Annotated in this window: 16 protein-coding genes; 13 read left to right on the top strand and 3 right to left on the bottom strand. The window is 63.7% G+C overall.

Going from position 1 to position 14276, the window contains the following annotated elements; genetic code table 11:
- Positions 1-57: 57 nt before the first annotated feature.
- Complete coding sequence (locus N5B55_RS20155; protein WP_304541696.1) at positions 58-1284, top strand: MgtC/SapB family protein; 1227 nt, start codon at positions 58-60, stop codon at positions 1282-1284.
- Here N5B55_RS20155 and N5B55_RS20150 read toward each other — a convergent pair whose 3' ends face one another.
- Both N5B55_RS20150 and N5B55_RS20145 read right to left on the bottom strand, forming a co-directional pair.
- The gene (locus N5B55_RS20150; protein ID WP_178960123.1) at positions 1285-1467 is read right to left on the bottom strand and encodes a YgaP family membrane protein; all 183 of its coding nucleotides are present in this window, start codon (positions 1465-1467) and stop codon (positions 1285-1287) included.
- Between the two features lie 32 nt (positions 1468-1499).
- Complete coding sequence (locus tag N5B55_RS20145; protein WP_154205911.1) at positions 1500-1967, bottom strand: CBS domain-containing protein; 468 nt, start codon at positions 1965-1967, stop codon at positions 1500-1502.
- Between the two features lie 286 nt (positions 1968-2253).
- Between N5B55_RS20145 and N5B55_RS20140 the strand changes: the two genes are divergently transcribed.
- From N5B55_RS20140 to N5B55_RS20115, 6 genes are read left to right on the top strand one after another with little or no spacing between them, the layout of a single operon-like run.
- Entirely contained in the window at positions 2254-2754 is a 501-nt protein-coding gene (locus N5B55_RS20140; RefSeq protein ID WP_065855287.1) for a universal stress protein, read from the top strand.
- A 40-nt stretch (positions 2755-2794) separates the two neighbouring features.
- On the top strand, positions 2795-3634 hold the full coding sequence (locus N5B55_RS20135; RefSeq protein WP_178960122.1) for a universal stress protein: 840 nt from the start codon (positions 2795-2797) through the stop codon (positions 3632-3634).
- 33 nt (positions 3635-3667) lie between these two features.
- The gene (locus N5B55_RS20130) at positions 3668-4321 is read left to right on the top strand and encodes a BON domain-containing protein (protein ID WP_154205909.1); all 654 of its coding nucleotides are present in this window, start codon (positions 3668-3670) and stop codon (positions 4319-4321) included.
- A 45-nt stretch (positions 4322-4366) separates the two neighbouring features.
- Entirely contained in the window at positions 4367-4897 is a 531-nt protein-coding gene (locus tag N5B55_RS20125) for a flavodoxin family protein (protein ID WP_065855281.1), read from the top strand.
- Positions 4898-4943: 46 nt separating this feature from the next.
- On the top strand, positions 4944-5306 hold the full coding sequence (locus tag N5B55_RS20120) for a TraR/DksA family transcriptional regulator (RefSeq protein WP_304541666.1): 363 nt from the start codon (positions 4944-4946) through the stop codon (positions 5304-5306).
- Positions 5307-5336: 30 nt separating this feature from the next.
- Positions 5337-5984 carry a BON domain-containing protein gene (locus N5B55_RS20115; protein WP_065855276.1) on the top strand — a complete coding sequence of 216 codons (648 nt, stop codon included), beginning with the start codon at positions 5337-5339 and terminating at the stop codon, positions 5982-5984.
- 106 nt (positions 5985-6090) lie between these two features.
- On the opposite strand, the gene N5B55_RS20110 is transcribed toward N5B55_RS20115, so the two are convergent.
- Complete coding sequence (locus N5B55_RS20110; protein WP_304541661.1) at positions 6091-6891, bottom strand: helix-turn-helix domain-containing protein; 801 nt, start codon at positions 6889-6891, stop codon at positions 6091-6093.
- Positions 6892-7145: 254 nt separating this feature from the next.
- On the opposite strand from N5B55_RS20110, the gene N5B55_RS20105 reads away from it, so the two are divergent.
- From N5B55_RS20105 to N5B55_RS20080, 6 genes are all read left to right on the top strand, one after another.
- The gene (locus tag N5B55_RS20105; protein WP_304541745.1) at positions 7146-8534 is read left to right on the top strand and encodes a PAS domain-containing sensor histidine kinase; all 1389 of its coding nucleotides are present in this window, start codon (positions 7146-7148) and stop codon (positions 8532-8534) included.
- Complete coding sequence (locus tag N5B55_RS20100) at positions 8531-9178, top strand: response regulator (protein WP_304541655.1); 648 nt, start codon at positions 8531-8533, stop codon at positions 9176-9178. Before N5B55_RS20105 ends, N5B55_RS20100 begins: the two co-directional genes overlap by 4 nt.
- Positions 9179-9412: 234 nt before the next feature.
- Entirely contained in the window at positions 9413-11161 is a 1749-nt protein-coding gene (locus N5B55_RS20095; RefSeq protein ID WP_304541653.1) for an alpha/beta fold hydrolase, read from the top strand.
- 16 nt (positions 11162-11177) lie between these two features.
- The gene (locus N5B55_RS20090) at positions 11178-11699 is read left to right on the top strand and encodes a hypothetical protein (protein ID WP_304541647.1); all 522 of its coding nucleotides are present in this window, start codon (positions 11178-11180) and stop codon (positions 11697-11699) included.
- Positions 11665-13095: a bifunctional enoyl-CoA hydratase/phosphate acetyltransferase gene (locus tag N5B55_RS20085; RefSeq protein WP_304541638.1), complete on the top strand. Its 1431-nt coding sequence runs from the start codon at positions 11665-11667 to the stop codon at positions 13093-13095. Before N5B55_RS20090 ends, N5B55_RS20085 begins: the two co-directional genes overlap by 35 nt.
- The gene (locus N5B55_RS20080; RefSeq protein ID WP_304541634.1) at positions 13092-14276 is read left to right on the top strand and encodes an acetate/propionate family kinase; all 1185 of its coding nucleotides are present in this window, start codon (positions 13092-13094) and stop codon (positions 14274-14276) included. The genes N5B55_RS20085 and N5B55_RS20080 overlap by 4 nt, the downstream gene beginning before the upstream one ends.

Here is a 14276-nt window from a genome sequence, read left to right as displayed (position 1 = left end):
ACGTTGCCGCGCGCAATACTGAACGGGTGCAATGCAGCGGCCATCGGTATCCACGCAATGTCTTCACTGCTGTCTTTCTCGGTTGCCCTGGGCGTGGGCCTGGCGATCGGCCTTGAGCGCGAGCGTAGTCATGCCGGCAGTGCGGAACTGCCGGCAGGCATGCGAACCTTTGCGATCGCGGCGCTGGCAGGTGCCATTGCGGCAAGCCTGCCGATACCGCTGGCCGTGCCGACTGTGCTGCTGGCGGTCGCATTGCTGGCAGCGGTGGGTTACCACCATTCGGCCAATGTCGACCCTGGTGTGACAACGGAACTCGCACTCGTGGCGACCACGCTGCTGGGTGCCTTTGCCGTGAGCGAGCCTGAAATGACGGCAGGCCTCGGCACCGTCCTTCTTGTCCTGCTCTATGCCAAGGCCGGTTTGCATCGGTTTGCCCGCACGGTCATCACCCAGCGTGAACTGGCCGATCTGCTGATCCTTGCGGTGGCGGCATTGCTGATCTGGCCCGCAGTCCCCGACCGGAACATGGGGCCGCTGGACGCCTGGAACCCGCATACGCTGTGGCTGATTGTGCTGCTGGTGATGCTGATGGGCAACACGGGCCACTTTGCGGCGCGATGGTTTGGCGAGCGCATCGGCCTGCCGCTGGCCGGTCTCTTCAGCGGGTTTGCATCAAGTGTGGCAACGATCACGGCCATGGCTGCGCGCGTACGAAAGGTTCATCGCCCCGTTGAGGGTGCGGTTGCCGCAGCGCTCCTGTCCAACGTGGCCACGCTGGTGCAGATGCTGCTGTTGACTGCCGCCATCAATATCGACCTGCTACGCGTGCTGGCGGCGCCACTGGCAGTGGGAATGATGACGACCGTCGCATGGTCGGCTCTATGGATATGGCGCGGCAGCAAGCCGCTTGAGGAAGCACCGGAGAATTCTGCTTCTTCCATCAACTGGCGGGTAGCGATCGGTTTTGCGTTATGGACGGCGACCCTGCTGCTTGCCGCAGCCGCCGCACGCACATGGTTCGGGACAGCGGCGGTGGTGGCTGTTACCGTGGTGGGCGCATTTGCCGATGTACACGCCGCGACCGCGTCCATTGCGACGCAGGTTGCTGGCCACACGTTGCAAAGCCCGACGGCAGGCAAGCTGGTCATGCTTGCGCTGACAGCCAACACGCTCTCGAAGGTGGTCGTGGCCACCAGCGGGGGCCGCGCATTTTCCAGCAAGGTCACGGCTGGCCTGCTGATCATGCTTCTGGCCAGCTGGACGGTGTTCTGGCTTGTCTCTTAGTCAATCCCGCCCAATGCCCAGCACCCAATAGACCGGGCACATGCGGATCAGCCCCGTCACCAGAGGTATCAGCCCAAGCCAGCCCACCCACGCTGGTACCTTGCCAAAGAACGCCAGCAGGATCATGGCGATACCAATCAAGATGCGGACGATGCGGTCCGCGGTTCCAACATTGGTGAACATGACGGTGCTCCTGAACAACGGTCGGTTACGGCTTAGAGAATCAAATCGGACGGCGCACGCGGACCGGCTCCGGTAAAGTTGTCGCGACCCAGAATCCCGACCAGCAAGGTCCATTCGCCGCCCATCGCGCGGATGGTGTCATCGAGGCTGAGCATGCCCACCAGCCGTTGCTGCCGGTCGACCACGCCCAGCCGGTGCAGGCCGTGGCTCAGCATCAAGCGCAAGGCTTCGCTGATCACCGCGTCGTCGCGGATGGTCAGAAGGCCGCGTGTCATGACTTCGGATACCGCGGTTTCGGTGCAGTCGCTGCGGCTGGCGATACCGTGCACCACCATGTCGCGGTCTGTGACGATGCCGACCACGCGCGCACCAACAGCGGTGTGTTCTGTGACAAGCAACGCGCGGGTGCTTTCGTCGCGCATCAGTCGGGCAGCTTGCTGCAGCGTCGCCGTTGCCCGGATGTGGACGATACGGTGGGAGCAAATCTCGTCGATCCTCATGCTGCACTCCGATGCGCTTACGTTTTCACTATAAGAACGGGCCGGTGTCAGAAGTTGATCCCGAACAAGGTGCCGTGAGCTTTCCATGACTGTCCGGATGGGCAGCGGATAGCGGTTGAGTCTATCGAGCGCTGCACTCGGATCATTGAGGCAGATCAAGTGCCAAGGGCAGGTGATCCGGCGAACCAAACGCTGATGTAAATCAAGGGGCGATCTGCCTGGTGGTCCAACATGGAATCCAGCAACCCCGCGTGGGGCGAACCGACGGATTCGACGGAGGCACATCATGTACGACAGGATTCTGGTAGCGGTGGACGGCAGCCCGACGGGAGATCGCGCGCTGGACGAGGCCATCAAGCTTGCGCAGAAGCTCGGCTCCGAGTTGGTCATCGCCCACGTGATCGACAACTCGTATCTGATGTACGACGTTGGCTATATCGACGTGGGCGCCTTTACCGAAGCGTTGGTGAAACAAGGCGATCAAATCGTCGCCGAGGCGCGTGCCAAGGCCGAGAAAGCCGGCGTGCGCGTTCACAGCGTGGTGGTGGACGATCCCATCGGGACCTTCGATATCGGCACGGCCATTGAACAGGCGGCCCACAACGTCGGCGCTCAAGCCCTGGTGCTGGGAACGCACGGGCGGCGCGGCTTCCGGCGACTGTTCCTGGGCAGCGTTGCCGAGAGCGTTGTGCGCATGAGCACACTGCCGGTGCTGCTGGTCCGCGCGTTGCCGACCGAGACACCGCACAGGGCCACAGAACCGCTGAGCAATGCCGTCATTGCCTAGCCAGGTGCCTTCCCCTCTGACACGACATCGGGATCTAACCATGACCTACGCCAGCGTGATGGTGCATCTGGACCGCAGCGAACGCGCCATGCACCGCCTCAACCTCGCGGCCCAGTATGCGGGGGCACACCACGCCACGCTTGTCGGCATCTACGCGAGCTTTGCGCCCAGCCTCAGTTGGTTCTACATGATGGAGAACGCTTCCCGCTACCTGGACGAAGACCGCATCCGGCGCGACGCCATCCGGGATGCCGTGCACGCGCGCTTTCGCCTGGAGACGGAGAAACTTGCGGTGGAAACGGAATGGCGTGCCGTGGAAGGCGACCCCGTCGCGCTCGTTTTGCGCGAAGCGCGGGAGGCCGATCTTCTCGTGGTCGGACAACGCAACCACGACGAACCGGACGAATTCATCGCCGGCGACTTCGTCGAAACGCTGATCCTGGAGTCGGGCCGCCCCGTGCTGGTCGTGCCCTACGCCGGCAGCTTCGCGGCATTGCCGCAGCGCATTCTGGTGGCCTGGAGCGGGGGACGCGAATCGGCCCGTGCGCTGCACGATGCCATCCCGATGATGGCGGGCGCCAATGTGCACGTGTTGCAGATCACCAGCACGCAGCCCAAGCACTGGGCCGAGGAAACCACCGTCGGGCAGGTTGCACGTGCACTGAACGCGCGCGGCATTCATACCACGGTGGAAGAGACCGACTGCGCGGATACCGACACCGCCATCGGCGAGTTGCTGCTCTCGCGCGCAGCCGACTTCAACGCCGATCTGATCGTCATGGGCGCCTACGGGCACAGCCGCCTGCGCGAACTGGTGCTTGGCGGGGTGACACGCACGCTGCTGAAAACGATGACCGTGCCGGTGCTGATGTCGCATTGAGTCTCGACGTCCATTGGACATCAGGAGGTCACCATGAAGAACGATATCCAGCTCAAGCACGACGTCGAAGAAGAGTTGCAATGGGATCCGGCGGTGGATGCCGGTTGCTTTGCCGTGAAAGCGAAGAACGGCATCGTCACGCTCTCCGGTGCTGTCGACACCTTTGCCGATAAGCATGCAGCGGAAGAGGCCGTGCGGCGGGTTGCCGGTGTGACCGCGCTGGTTGTGCACGTGGATGTGCGGATGCCGCCGGATATGCAGCGCCCCGACGACGAGATCGCGCAAGCCATCAGCAGCGCGTTGCATTGGAATGCATCGGTACCGCCCGATTCCGTCCGGATCACCGTCGAAGACGGAGCCGTGACGCTGCGCGGTGAAGTCGACCAGGACTTCCAGCGCCGCGCGGCGCTCGACACGGTGCGACGGGTGCGCGGGGTGAAGTCGGTGGCCAACGCACTCGTATTGCGCCCCGCCTCCGGGCCGGCCGATCTGAGCGATCGCATTGCCAAGGCCCTGCAACGCCTCGCCGCCGTAGACGCTTCACGGCTCAATGTCTCCGTGGCAGACGGGACGGTGACGCTGTACGGGCCGCTGCGCAACCTCAACGAATGCCGTGCCGCCCGGGAGGCCGCATGGGACGCACCCGGCGTGCGTGCCGTCGTCGACCAGATGTGGGTCGGCTCCTAGAGGCGATCCGCACGTTGCACTGCTTACCAGATCCTGGAGTACGAGATGGAAAAGAAGCTGATCGTGTACTACTCGCGCACCGGTACGGCGCGTCAGGTGGCGGAGCAGATGGCCGCCCAGAGCGGATGGCAGCTTGCCGAGGTGACGGACGAGCATCCGCGCGCCGGCTTTCTGGGGGACGCGCGCTGTGTGATCGAAACGGTCTTTCATGCGCGTGCCAAGTATCGCTATGAAGGGCCGCCGCTTGATGAAGTCGAACACGTCGTCGTGATCGCTCCCGTCTGGATGGGCCGCCTGGCTTCGCCCATGCGCGACTTTCTGGCTGACCAATTGCCGGCGTCCACGCACCTGTCCGTGATTTGCGTCATGGCGGCGCGCGGGGCATTCCGTGCTGTAGAGGAAATCATGCGGATCACCGCCACCATTCCGGCGCCGGTGCTGGCGCTGTTCCAGCACGACGTACAGAGCGGGTTGTCGCAGGAGGAGATTGCGGGCTTTATCGACCAGGTGAAGACCGCCGGCCGGTGGGAGCAATCCAGGCAGCGGCCCGCCTGGCTCTCGCCAACGGAAGCGTGATACCGAACACGCGGTTCGACGTTGCACTGATTGAAGGAGACGGGGCATGACCGGCTTTACCGAAGCGCAATGGATCCGGCTGAGAAGCCTGCTCGACGAACAGGAAGCGCGCGTGCGGCGCCAACTGTCTGCGCTTGGTGCTTCAGCCGTGCCGATGCCGCGTGAGGCGCCGCTGGAAAACGCGGGTCTTGCCGATGAAGAGGCGGTGGACCAGACGAACGACGTCATGCTCGCCCGTTACCGAAGCGAGCTTGAGCAACTGAGTGCCGCGCGCGAGCGTATCCAGCAGCACAGCTACGGCATCTGCATCGATTGCGGCGAAGCGATTCCATTTTTACGCCTGCAAGCCCAGCCGACCGCGGCGCGCTGCTTGGCTTGTCAAACAGCGCGTGAGCGTCGCTGGGCATAGCGCGGCGACTCTATCCAGCAGGAGCGAGGTATGAAAAGCGATCTGGGTATCAAGCAGGACGTGAACGACGAACTGCTCTGGGAACCTGCGGTGGATGCCGCAGCGATTGGTGTGGAAGTGGACAACGGTGTCGTGACGCTGACCGGCCACGTCCGCAGCTACATGGAAAAACTTGCCGCCGAACATGCCGCCGAGCGCGTGGCCGGTGTGCGTGGCGTCGTGCAGAAAATCGAAGTCCGATTGCCGGGCACCCACACAGACGCAGACGTTGCGCAGGCGGCCCGCGACGCGCTCGAATGGCAGGTGACGCTGCCCTCCAATCGCATCGAGGTGCTGGTCGAGAACGGCTGGGTGACGCTCTCAGGCGAGGTGGACTGGCCCTACCAGAGCGAACAGGCAGCGCATGCCGTGGGCGCGTTGCGGGGTGTGGCGGGCCTGATCAACCGGCTGCGGATCAAGGCACGCGTGCAGCCCGTCAATGTGGCCGAGCAGATCGGCGCCGCACTCAAGCGGCATGCCGCGCGTGAAGCCGAGCACATCCGCGTCTCTGTTGATGGCGGTACGGTCACGCTCAGCGGTCACGTTGGTTCCGCATCGGAGCGGCGCGCGGCCAAGGGCGCGGCATGGTCGGCACCGGGCGTGACGCAGGTCATCGATCATCTACAGATCGCACCTTAGTGGGAGCGGAAATAAGGCGGGGGATTCAAGCGGGGAAGTAGGTGCGCCGCCCCACCCGAAAAGGGGGCGGCGCTTTTTTATGCTCTTTATGTGGCGAGCGGAGCGATCAAAGCGCCGTCAGTGCAGCCTTGTCGGTCAGTTCGATGTTCTTGCCGCTCACGACGATCCAGCCTTCGCGCTGGAACTTCGACAGGGCACGGCTGACTGTCTCCAACTGCATGCCAAGGTAGCTGCCGATTTCCTCGCGCGTCATGCGCAACGTGAAGCTTGAGGCGGAGTACCCGCGGTCGTGCATCCGCACGGACAGGTCCAGCAGGAAGGTGGCAACACGCGCTTCCGCACTGAGTCCGGCGAGCAGCAGCATGAGGCCCGACTCGCGCACGATCTCTTCTGCCATCAATTGGTGAAGGCGATGTTGGAGCGGGCGGATGTCCTGGCACAAGTCTTCGACGCAATGGAATGGCAGGGCGCAGACCGTGCTGTCTTCTAGGGCGATCGCGTCGCAGGTGTGGCGATCGGCGGCAATGCCGTCCAGGCCCAGCGTCTCGCCGGCCAGCTGGAAGCCGGTGACGTGGCTGGCGCCATTCGGATGCGACACCACGGTCTTGAACGATCCAGACCGGATGGCATAGATCGCGTGAAAGCTGTCACCCGCACGGAAGAGTGCATCGCCCCTGGCCATCTTGCGCCAGGTGTGCACCATCTGGTCCAGCTGTCCGCGTTGTGGGGACGGCACAGCGCTGGCGATGCACGCCCAGTGCATCATGCAGTTGGCGCACTGGCTGCTCGGGACCAGTGGCGTGGTGTGGCGGATCGGGGTTGCATCGCGAACGAGCCGGAGCTGTGGAAGCGCAGCGGGATGTCGGTGTTCGACGGGGGCAGGGGACTCTATCGTGCGCGGAATCATGGGGCGGCTCCGGGAAGGCGTCTGTGGTCTCTGAGCCACACATCCTCGATGAGGAGGTGGGTATCCGGTCACTGGTTTCCATCGAGGCCCGGTGCCCGTACGGTCAAGTATCGGAAGCGCGGCGTTTGCGCGAAATCAGGCTGCGCTGAGATGGCCGTCGGGATGCGCCATGCCCTTGTCAGGGTTCCCTGACAGCGGCAGCAGGGTTTTCGGGGGGAGCCTCCTTCACACGGCTAGTATCTGCCGCCTTGGGAATCGGCTATGTTGAATGCATACCGACCTTCTCGTGGTGTTCGGTGGCGGAGCACGACACGCAATCCTCTAAGGCGACGCACAGGCGCCTGCTGCAGTTGCAATCCAGCTCAGCCGAACTGGTGGTGGGCGTGCTTGCCGTTTTGCTGTTGACCGCGTCGGTTGTGCGCCTGGCGTTTGCCATCCGTGCCGAAGATGGCCCCTTTATCTTGCTGGCCTCGGCAACCATTTGTACGGTTGTCGCACTGTCGTTCTATTGGTTGCGGCTGCGGAAGTTGCGAGCCGCCGTTGCCAGGGATCTCTCCTATCTCGAAAAAAGCGAAGCCCGGCTGGCCGGGATCATCCGCTCGTCCATGGAAGCGATCATTTCGGTGGATGACGCCCAGCGCATCGTGCTGTTCAATCCCATGGCCGAAACACTGTTCGGGTGCCCCGCGCGCCATGCCATCGGCCGCCCGCTGTCGGACTTTATTCCCGAGCGGTTTCGCGGCGCGCACGAGGCCCATGTGCGGCGCTTTGGCGTGACGGGCGTATCGGAGCGCCAGATGGGTAAGCAGCGCCCGCTGTTTGCCCTGCATACCGATGGGCGCGAATTCCCGATCGAAGCGTCGATTTCACAGATCGAGGTGAACGGCGGCAAGCTCTTCACGGTGATGCTGCGGGACACCACAGAGCGTGTCCGTGCCGAGGCCGCGCTGCGGCGCTCACAGGAAGAACTGCAGCATCTGTCGGATAGCGTGCTGGCGACGCGGGAAGAGGAGCGGCACCGCATCGCCCGTGAACTCCACGACGATCTGGGTCAACGCCTGAGCGCGCTCAAGATGGACATTTCGCTGCTTGCAGCAGATTTGCGGGCCGCGCGCAGCGATCAGAACCTGATCGACCAGACCCAGGCGATGCAACGGGTGATCGACGAGACGATCGCGGCCGTACGCCAGATTTCCGCAGATCTTCGACCGCCGTTGCTCGACGAGTTGGGGCTCGTGCCGTCTATCGAATGGATGGCCAAGAATTTTCGCCAACGCTTCGGTTTGGTCGTCAACGTGCATGCGCAAGAGGTGGCAATGAATGAGCGCGCCGCCATCTCGGTCTTCCGGATCGTGCAGGAGGCACTCAACAATGTCGTGCGCCATGCCGATGCCACGCGCGTAGAGATCGAATTTTCGCAGCAGGACGGCGTGCTGGAGCTGTCCATCCAAGACAACGGGCATGGCTGGAGTGGGGCGCCGCCTGCGGCAGGCGAACGCAAGCCGCTCGGCTTGCTGGGCATCCGTGAGCGAGCCCGGTTGCTGGGCGGCCAGGCAATGACCACGCACGCACCCGGCGGCGGCTTCCGTTTGAGCGTCCGCTTTCCCGCCGTTCACGACGCTACCGAGGAGGCCCGGACATGATTCGCGTGATGATCGCCGACGATCATGCCGTGATGCGCGACGGCGTGCGCCATATTCTGGAGCGTGCGGGAAATTTCGAAGTTGCCTGCGAAGCCTCCGACGGTACGCAGGTCGCGCAACTCGTGCGCGACCATCAACCGCAGGTGGTCGTGCTGGATATTTCGATGCCGGGCCGTAGCGGCCTGGAACTGCTCCGCCAGCTGCATGATGATCACCCGAGGGTGCGCGTGCTGGTGCTGACCATGCACGCGGAAGAACAGTACGTGGCGCGCGCCTTTCGTGCCGGCGCAGCCGGTTACCTGACAAAGGAAAGTGCCGCCACCGAACTGGTGACCGCGCTGCAGAAGGTGGCGACCGGCGGCACGTACATCAGCCCACCCATGGCAGAGAAGCTCGCGCACAGCCTGGGCGAGCCCAGTGAGGAGGCGGCGCACACGCGCCTGTCCGACCGCGAGATGGAGGTCTACCGCCGGCTGGTGCGGGGCGAACCTTTGACTGAAATCGCCACCAGCCTGTGCGTGAGCGCCAAGACCATCAGCACTTACAAGATGCGGTTGATGGACAAACTCCAGCTCTCCAGCGAAGCCGCCCTTGTGCGCTACGCGATACGTCATCGCCTGTTTTCCGACGACGATACGTTGTAGCCGTTCCTCCGCACCGCTCAGCGCGGTCTTGCGACACATCAAAGGCGCGGCGCCCCGTCCAGGGAAGAGTTCATCAGCCGTTGGTCGGAGGCTCGCGTGGCGGACGCATTGCCGCTACGGCGGAACGAAAGGCTCGACCGTCCAACGAATGACGATGACCGTTGAGTTGCATCAACCCCGGCCGCGCGCACTGCGCTCTAATGGTTTGCACATCCACGCGCCTTGCGATCGCTTATGCGCACCATGCCAGTGCCGTCTCCGTCTGCTGCTGACAAGATCGACATCCCGCTGCACGCTGCCATGGCTCGCGCTTCGATGTCGCTCTCGCATGTGTCCATGCTGCTGGCATGGCTTGACTGGGCGCTGCATCTTGCAATTTCACCCGGCAAACGCCTGGAGCTGGTGCGGCTTGCTCTCTGGCAGGCCGAAGCGCTTTTCCACTATGGGCAAGACTGCGCCATCAGCGGGCCGATTCATGCGAAGTGCTGCGTACAGCCCCCAACACAGGATCGACGCTTCACGGCGGAGGCATGGCAACTGTGGCCGTTCAACGTGCTGCATCAGTCCTTCCTGCTGACGGAGCGCTGGTGGGATGCGGCCACCCGCGGCGTGTGGGGTGTTTCGCGCCATCATGAAGACTTGGTCGCGTTTGCTGCCCGGCAGTGGCTGGATATTGCATCTCCCGGCAACCAGCTCATGACCAATCCTGTGGTGCTGCAGCGGACCGCCGAACAGCATGGCGCCAATCTCGTGCGCGGAGCCCTCCACGCATTGGCGGACTTCGAGCGCTATCTGAGCAACGCACCGCCACCGGGAGCGAATGACTTCGTGCCGGGTCGCGATGTTGCCGTCACCCCTGGCAAGGTTGTCCTGCGCAACCGGCTGATCGAGTTGATTCAGTATGCGCCCGCCACGCCCGCGGTCTACGCGCAGCCCATCCTGATCGTGCCGGCCTGGATCATGAAGTACTACATCCTCGATTTATCGCCGGCCAATTCGTTGATCCGCTACCTGGTCGAGCACGGTCACACGGTGTTCTGCATATCGTGGAAGAACCCAGGAGAAGCCGACCGCGACCTCGCGATGAATGACTACCTGGAACTCGGCATCATGGCCGCCCTCGATGTCGTGAATGCCACCGTGCCCGGGCAGCGCGTTCACGCGACCGGGTATTGCCTGGGCGGGACGCTCCTCTCAATGGCCGCAGCGGCGATGGCACGCGATAACGACGACCGGCTGGCATCGATGACGCTGTTTGCCGCGCACACGGATTTTGCCGACCCGGGGGAACTCGGCCTTTTCATTGACGAGGCGCAGATCAGCCTGCTGGATGCGCAGATGACCGAGACCGGCTATCTGACGGCGGGACAGATGGCCGGTGCCTTCCAGATGCTGCGTTCGTATGACCTGCTGTGGTCCCGCATGGTGGGTGACTACCTGATGGGCGACCGCGCACCGCTGAACGATTTGATGGCGTGGAACGCCGATACCACGCGCATGCCCGCCCGGATGCACGGCGAATATTTGCGTCGCCTGTTTCTGAACAATGATCTGAGCGAGGGACGTTATCCGGTAAGGGGCAAGCCTGTCTCGCTCGCGGACATCACGCTGCCCGTGTTTGTGGTCGGGACAGAAACCGACCATGTTGCGCCCTGGCGCTCGGTCTACAAGCTCCATCACCTGTGCCCCGCAGAACTGACATTCGTGCTGACCAGTGGCGGGCACAACGCCGGCATCGTGAGCCCGCCAGGGCATCCGCGCCGTCACTTCCACATGAAAACGCGCCACGCCGGCGCCAGCAGTCTCGCCCCGGACGTCTGGTTGAGCACCGCGACAGATGAGCCCGGTTCGTGGTGGCCAGCATGGCATGCATGGCTGGTGGCACATGGCGCGGGGGACCAAGCCGCGAAGCCGCCCTCGCTTGGCACGCTTGCGCATCCCGCGCTAGCCGATGCACCCGGTACCTATGTCCTGGAGCGGTGAATCCGAAGGAGGTTACGTGGACGAACAATTCGATCTGCCCCTTGCGTTGTACAAGGCGCAGCTCACATTGGTGGGGCGGTCGTGGGAGTCGGTGCTTTCTGCACGGCAGCGATGGCTCGCCTTGGGGACGGAACTGCTGGGTGACGATATCGATGAAGTCCGTGCCGCATGCGCAGAGCTGTCTGAAGCGCCGACCTGGCAGGCGGCTGCCGCCATGTGGCCAAACGCATGGTGGCGCATCAACCAGCATGGGGTCACGGTACTGGAGGGATGTGTCCGTACCGCGCTGACCAGTCAGACGGCGGTGACTGTCGAAACACAGCGGGCCATGCGGCAATGGCAGCAGGCCATTGTGCAGGCGGCACACATTGCAGGCACCACGATACCGATCCACGGCTTCTGGCAGAACGCGCTGGCAGTGCTCGGCTCGGCGCCGCAGCGGGAGGTAGAAAGTGGACTCCCCGCCGCTGCATCGGTCTTACCTCATCGTGCAAGGGGCAACCATGAGCATCGCGAACACGCCACTGCCGGCGGCTGACGTGCTCGGCGTCATCCGGAATCGCACCTTCGACGAGATTGCCGTGGGCGACGCGGCATGCATGGAACGCACGCTGACGGCCGAAGACGTTCAGCTCTTTGCCATGCTGACTGGGCAGACGGAATCGCCACCCCGTGATGTACCGGCAGAGGGCGCCGCGGTAGCGCATACCGTTGTCCCCAACATGCTCGGCAGTGCGTTGATTGGCGCGTTGCTGGGTAACAAGTTGCCGGGGCCAGGCGCCAAACATGTCGGCCAGACGCTGCAGTTCCTGGCCCCCGTGCGTGTCGGCGACTTGCTGGCGGTATCCGTGTCCGTGGTGAGCCGAGACGTGAATCAGCATCGTGTAAAGCTCGCGTGCAGATGCGTCAACACCGATGGCGCCATCGCGATCAGCGGAGAGGCCGATGTCATCGTGCCCACCGAGCGCGTCGAAGTTTCCCGCAATGCGCTGCCGGACATGCGCGATGGTGACGGAGAAGCGGGTCTTCAACGGCTACTTGCCTATGCGCGCAGTCTGGGGCCGATACGGACAGCCGTCGTGCATCCGTGCGATGCACTCAGCTTGTCGGCGGCGCTCGATGCACGTGCGGACGGGCTGATCGTGCCGCGGCTGGTAGCGCCGCGCAGCCGGCTGGAGGCAGTCGCAGCCGAGGCAGGCCTGACGCTGAACGACGTGGAGATTGACGACGTGCCCCACAGTCACGCTGCTGCAGCGCGCGCGGTCGCGTTGGCCGCGCAAGGTGAAGTTGAAGCGCTGATGAAAGGCAGCCTGCATACGGACGAGTTGATGTCGGCAGTACTGCGGACAGATGCTGGGTTGCGAACCAAGCGCCGGGTCAGCCATTGCTTTCTGATGCAAACGCCTGCGTATCCACGCCCGTTCATCCTGACCGACGCTGCCGTCAACATTGCCCCGAGTTTGGACGACAAGGCAGATATCCTGCGCAATGCGATCGACTTGGCACACACCATCGGGGTGACGTGCCCGCATGTTGCGATCCTGGCGGCTGTGGAGACCGTCAATCCGCGTATGGCAGCCACGCTGGACGCCGCGGCGCTGTGCAAGATGGCCGACCGGGGGCAGATCACCGGTGCCGTGCTGGATGGTCCGTTGGCTTTCGACAATGCCGTGTCGGCCGCTGCCGCACGTATCAAGGGCATCGTTTCGCCCGTGGCAGGGCAAGCGGATATTCTTGTGGTGCCGGACCTTGAGAGCGGCAACATGCTGGCCAAGCAGCTCGAATACCTGGGCGGCGCCATCAGTGCCGGGATCGTGCTGGGTGCCCGTGTGCCAATTGTGCTCACGAGCCGAGCCGATCTGCGGGCCTCCCGGCTTGCCTCGTGTGCGGTAGCGGTCTTGCTGGCACACCGCTATCGGATGGTGCCGCCATGAGTGCATGCATCCTCGTTCTCAACTGCGGTTCATCGAGCATCAAGTTCGCCCTGTTCGATGCAGACACGCTGGACACACACCATGCCGCGATCTGGCGAGGCGAGATCCTAGCGATCGGCAGCGGACACGCCACCGTCCGCGAGCAGGCGGGCGTGCCTACCGCCGTGGCGCTGGATGCCGCGCAGCCCTACCACGCAGCGTTGCTGGAGATTCGGACGCGTGCGCGCGAATGGATCGATGGACGGCATCTGGCCGCGGTCGCGCATCGTGTTGTTCACGGCGGGAGCAAATACGTTGCGCCCACACGCGTGACGCTGCCCGTGCTTGCCGAGCTGCAGGGCTACATACCGCTTGCACCGCTGCATCAGCCATTCGCCCTCGAGGCGATCGGCACGTTTCTCGAAGAGCACCCCGACGTGCCGCAAGTCGCGTGCTTCGATACGGCGTTCCATCACACGATCCCACAGGTCGAAAGAATGCTGCCGCTGCCGTACGCGTTGAGCGAACGCGGACTGCGGCGCTATGGCTTTCATGGCCTGTCATACGAATACATGGCGCATGCGCTGCCGATTCGGCATGGTTGCATGGCGAAGGGGCGCACGATCGTTGCCCATCTTGGCAGCGGCGCGAGCCTCTGTGCGATGCAGGATCTGGCCAGCGTGGCCACGACGATGGGCTTCTCCGCGCTGGACGGGTTGATGATGGGTACGCGCTGCGGCGCCGTCGATCCTGGCGTCGTCTTGCATTTGATGGAGGTGGACAAGCTGTCGCTCGACCAGGTTGGCCATCTCCTGTATCACGCCTCGGGGTTGCTTGGCGTGTCGGGCGTATCGGCCGACCCGCGAGCGCTGTTGCCGCTGGAAGACCAGAATGAGCGGTGCCGTCTTGCACTGGCGCTGTATGTCCGACGCATCGTTCGGGAGATCGGTGCGCTTGTTGCCGTGCTGGGCGGGTTGGACATGCTGGTGTTCACAGCAGGGATTGGCGAGCACAACGCGGTCGTTCGCGAACGCGTGATGGCGGCCCTGACATATCTGGGCGTAGTGGCGGACACCGCGGCCAACGCGGAACACGCGCCCGTGGTGTCCGCCCCGCAGAGTCGCGTGCTGGTTGCAGTCGAACCCACTAACGAAGAGTGGGTAGCGGCTCGCCATGCGCTCGCCTGCACGCAAGGAGGCTAG

This window comes from Ralstonia pickettii, from assembly GCF_030582395.1.
Taxonomy (GTDB): domain Bacteria; phylum Pseudomonadota; class Gammaproteobacteria; order Burkholderiales; family Burkholderiaceae; genus Ralstonia; species Ralstonia pickettii_D.
This window is presented reverse-complemented; position numbering and strand designations above follow the sequence as displayed.

Coding starts and splice junctions, on each gene's coding strand:
- N5B55_RS20140 (WP_065855287.1), top strand. CDS start 2,254: ATGTACGACAGGATTCTGGTAGCGGTGGACGGCAGCCCGACGGGAGAT.
- N5B55_RS20100 (WP_304541655.1), top strand. CDS start 8,531: ATGATTCGCGTGATGATCGCCGACGATCATGCCGTGATGCGCGACGGC.
- N5B55_RS20155 (WP_304541696.1), top strand. CDS start 58: ATGTCTTCACTGCTGTCTTTCTCGGTTGCCCTGGGCGTGGGCCTGGCG.
- N5B55_RS20125 (WP_065855281.1), top strand. CDS start 4,367: ATGGAAAAGAAGCTGATCGTGTACTACTCGCGCACCGGTACGGCGCGT.
- N5B55_RS20095 (WP_304541653.1), top strand. CDS start 9,413: ATGCGCACCATGCCAGTGCCGTCTCCGTCTGCTGCTGACAAGATCGAC.
- N5B55_RS20080 (WP_304541634.1), top strand. CDS start 13,092: ATGAGTGCATGCATCCTCGTTCTCAACTGCGGTTCATCGAGCATCAAG.
- N5B55_RS20145 (WP_154205911.1), bottom strand. CDS start 1,967: ATGAGGATCGACGAGATTTGCTCCCACCGTATCGTCCACATCCGGGCA.
- N5B55_RS20110 (WP_304541661.1), bottom strand. CDS start 6,891: ATGATTCCGCGCACGATAGAGTCCCCTGCCCCCGTCGAACACCGACAT.
- N5B55_RS20115 (WP_065855276.1), top strand. CDS start 5,337: ATGAAAAGCGATCTGGGTATCAAGCAGGACGTGAACGACGAACTGCTC.
- N5B55_RS20085 (WP_304541638.1), top strand. CDS start 11,665: ATGAGCATCGCGAACACGCCACTGCCGGCGGCTGACGTGCTCGGCGTC.
- N5B55_RS20120 (WP_304541666.1), top strand. CDS start 4,944: ATGACCGGCTTTACCGAAGCGCAATGGATCCGGCTGAGAAGCCTGCTC.
- N5B55_RS20150 (WP_178960123.1), bottom strand. CDS start 1,467: ATGTTCACCAATGTTGGAACCGCGGACCGCATCGTCCGCATCTTGATT.
- N5B55_RS20135 (WP_178960122.1), top strand. CDS start 2,795: ATGACCTACGCCAGCGTGATGGTGCATCTGGACCGCAGCGAACGCGCC.
- N5B55_RS20130 (WP_154205909.1), top strand. CDS start 3,668: ATGAAGAACGATATCCAGCTCAAGCACGACGTCGAAGAAGAGTTGCAA.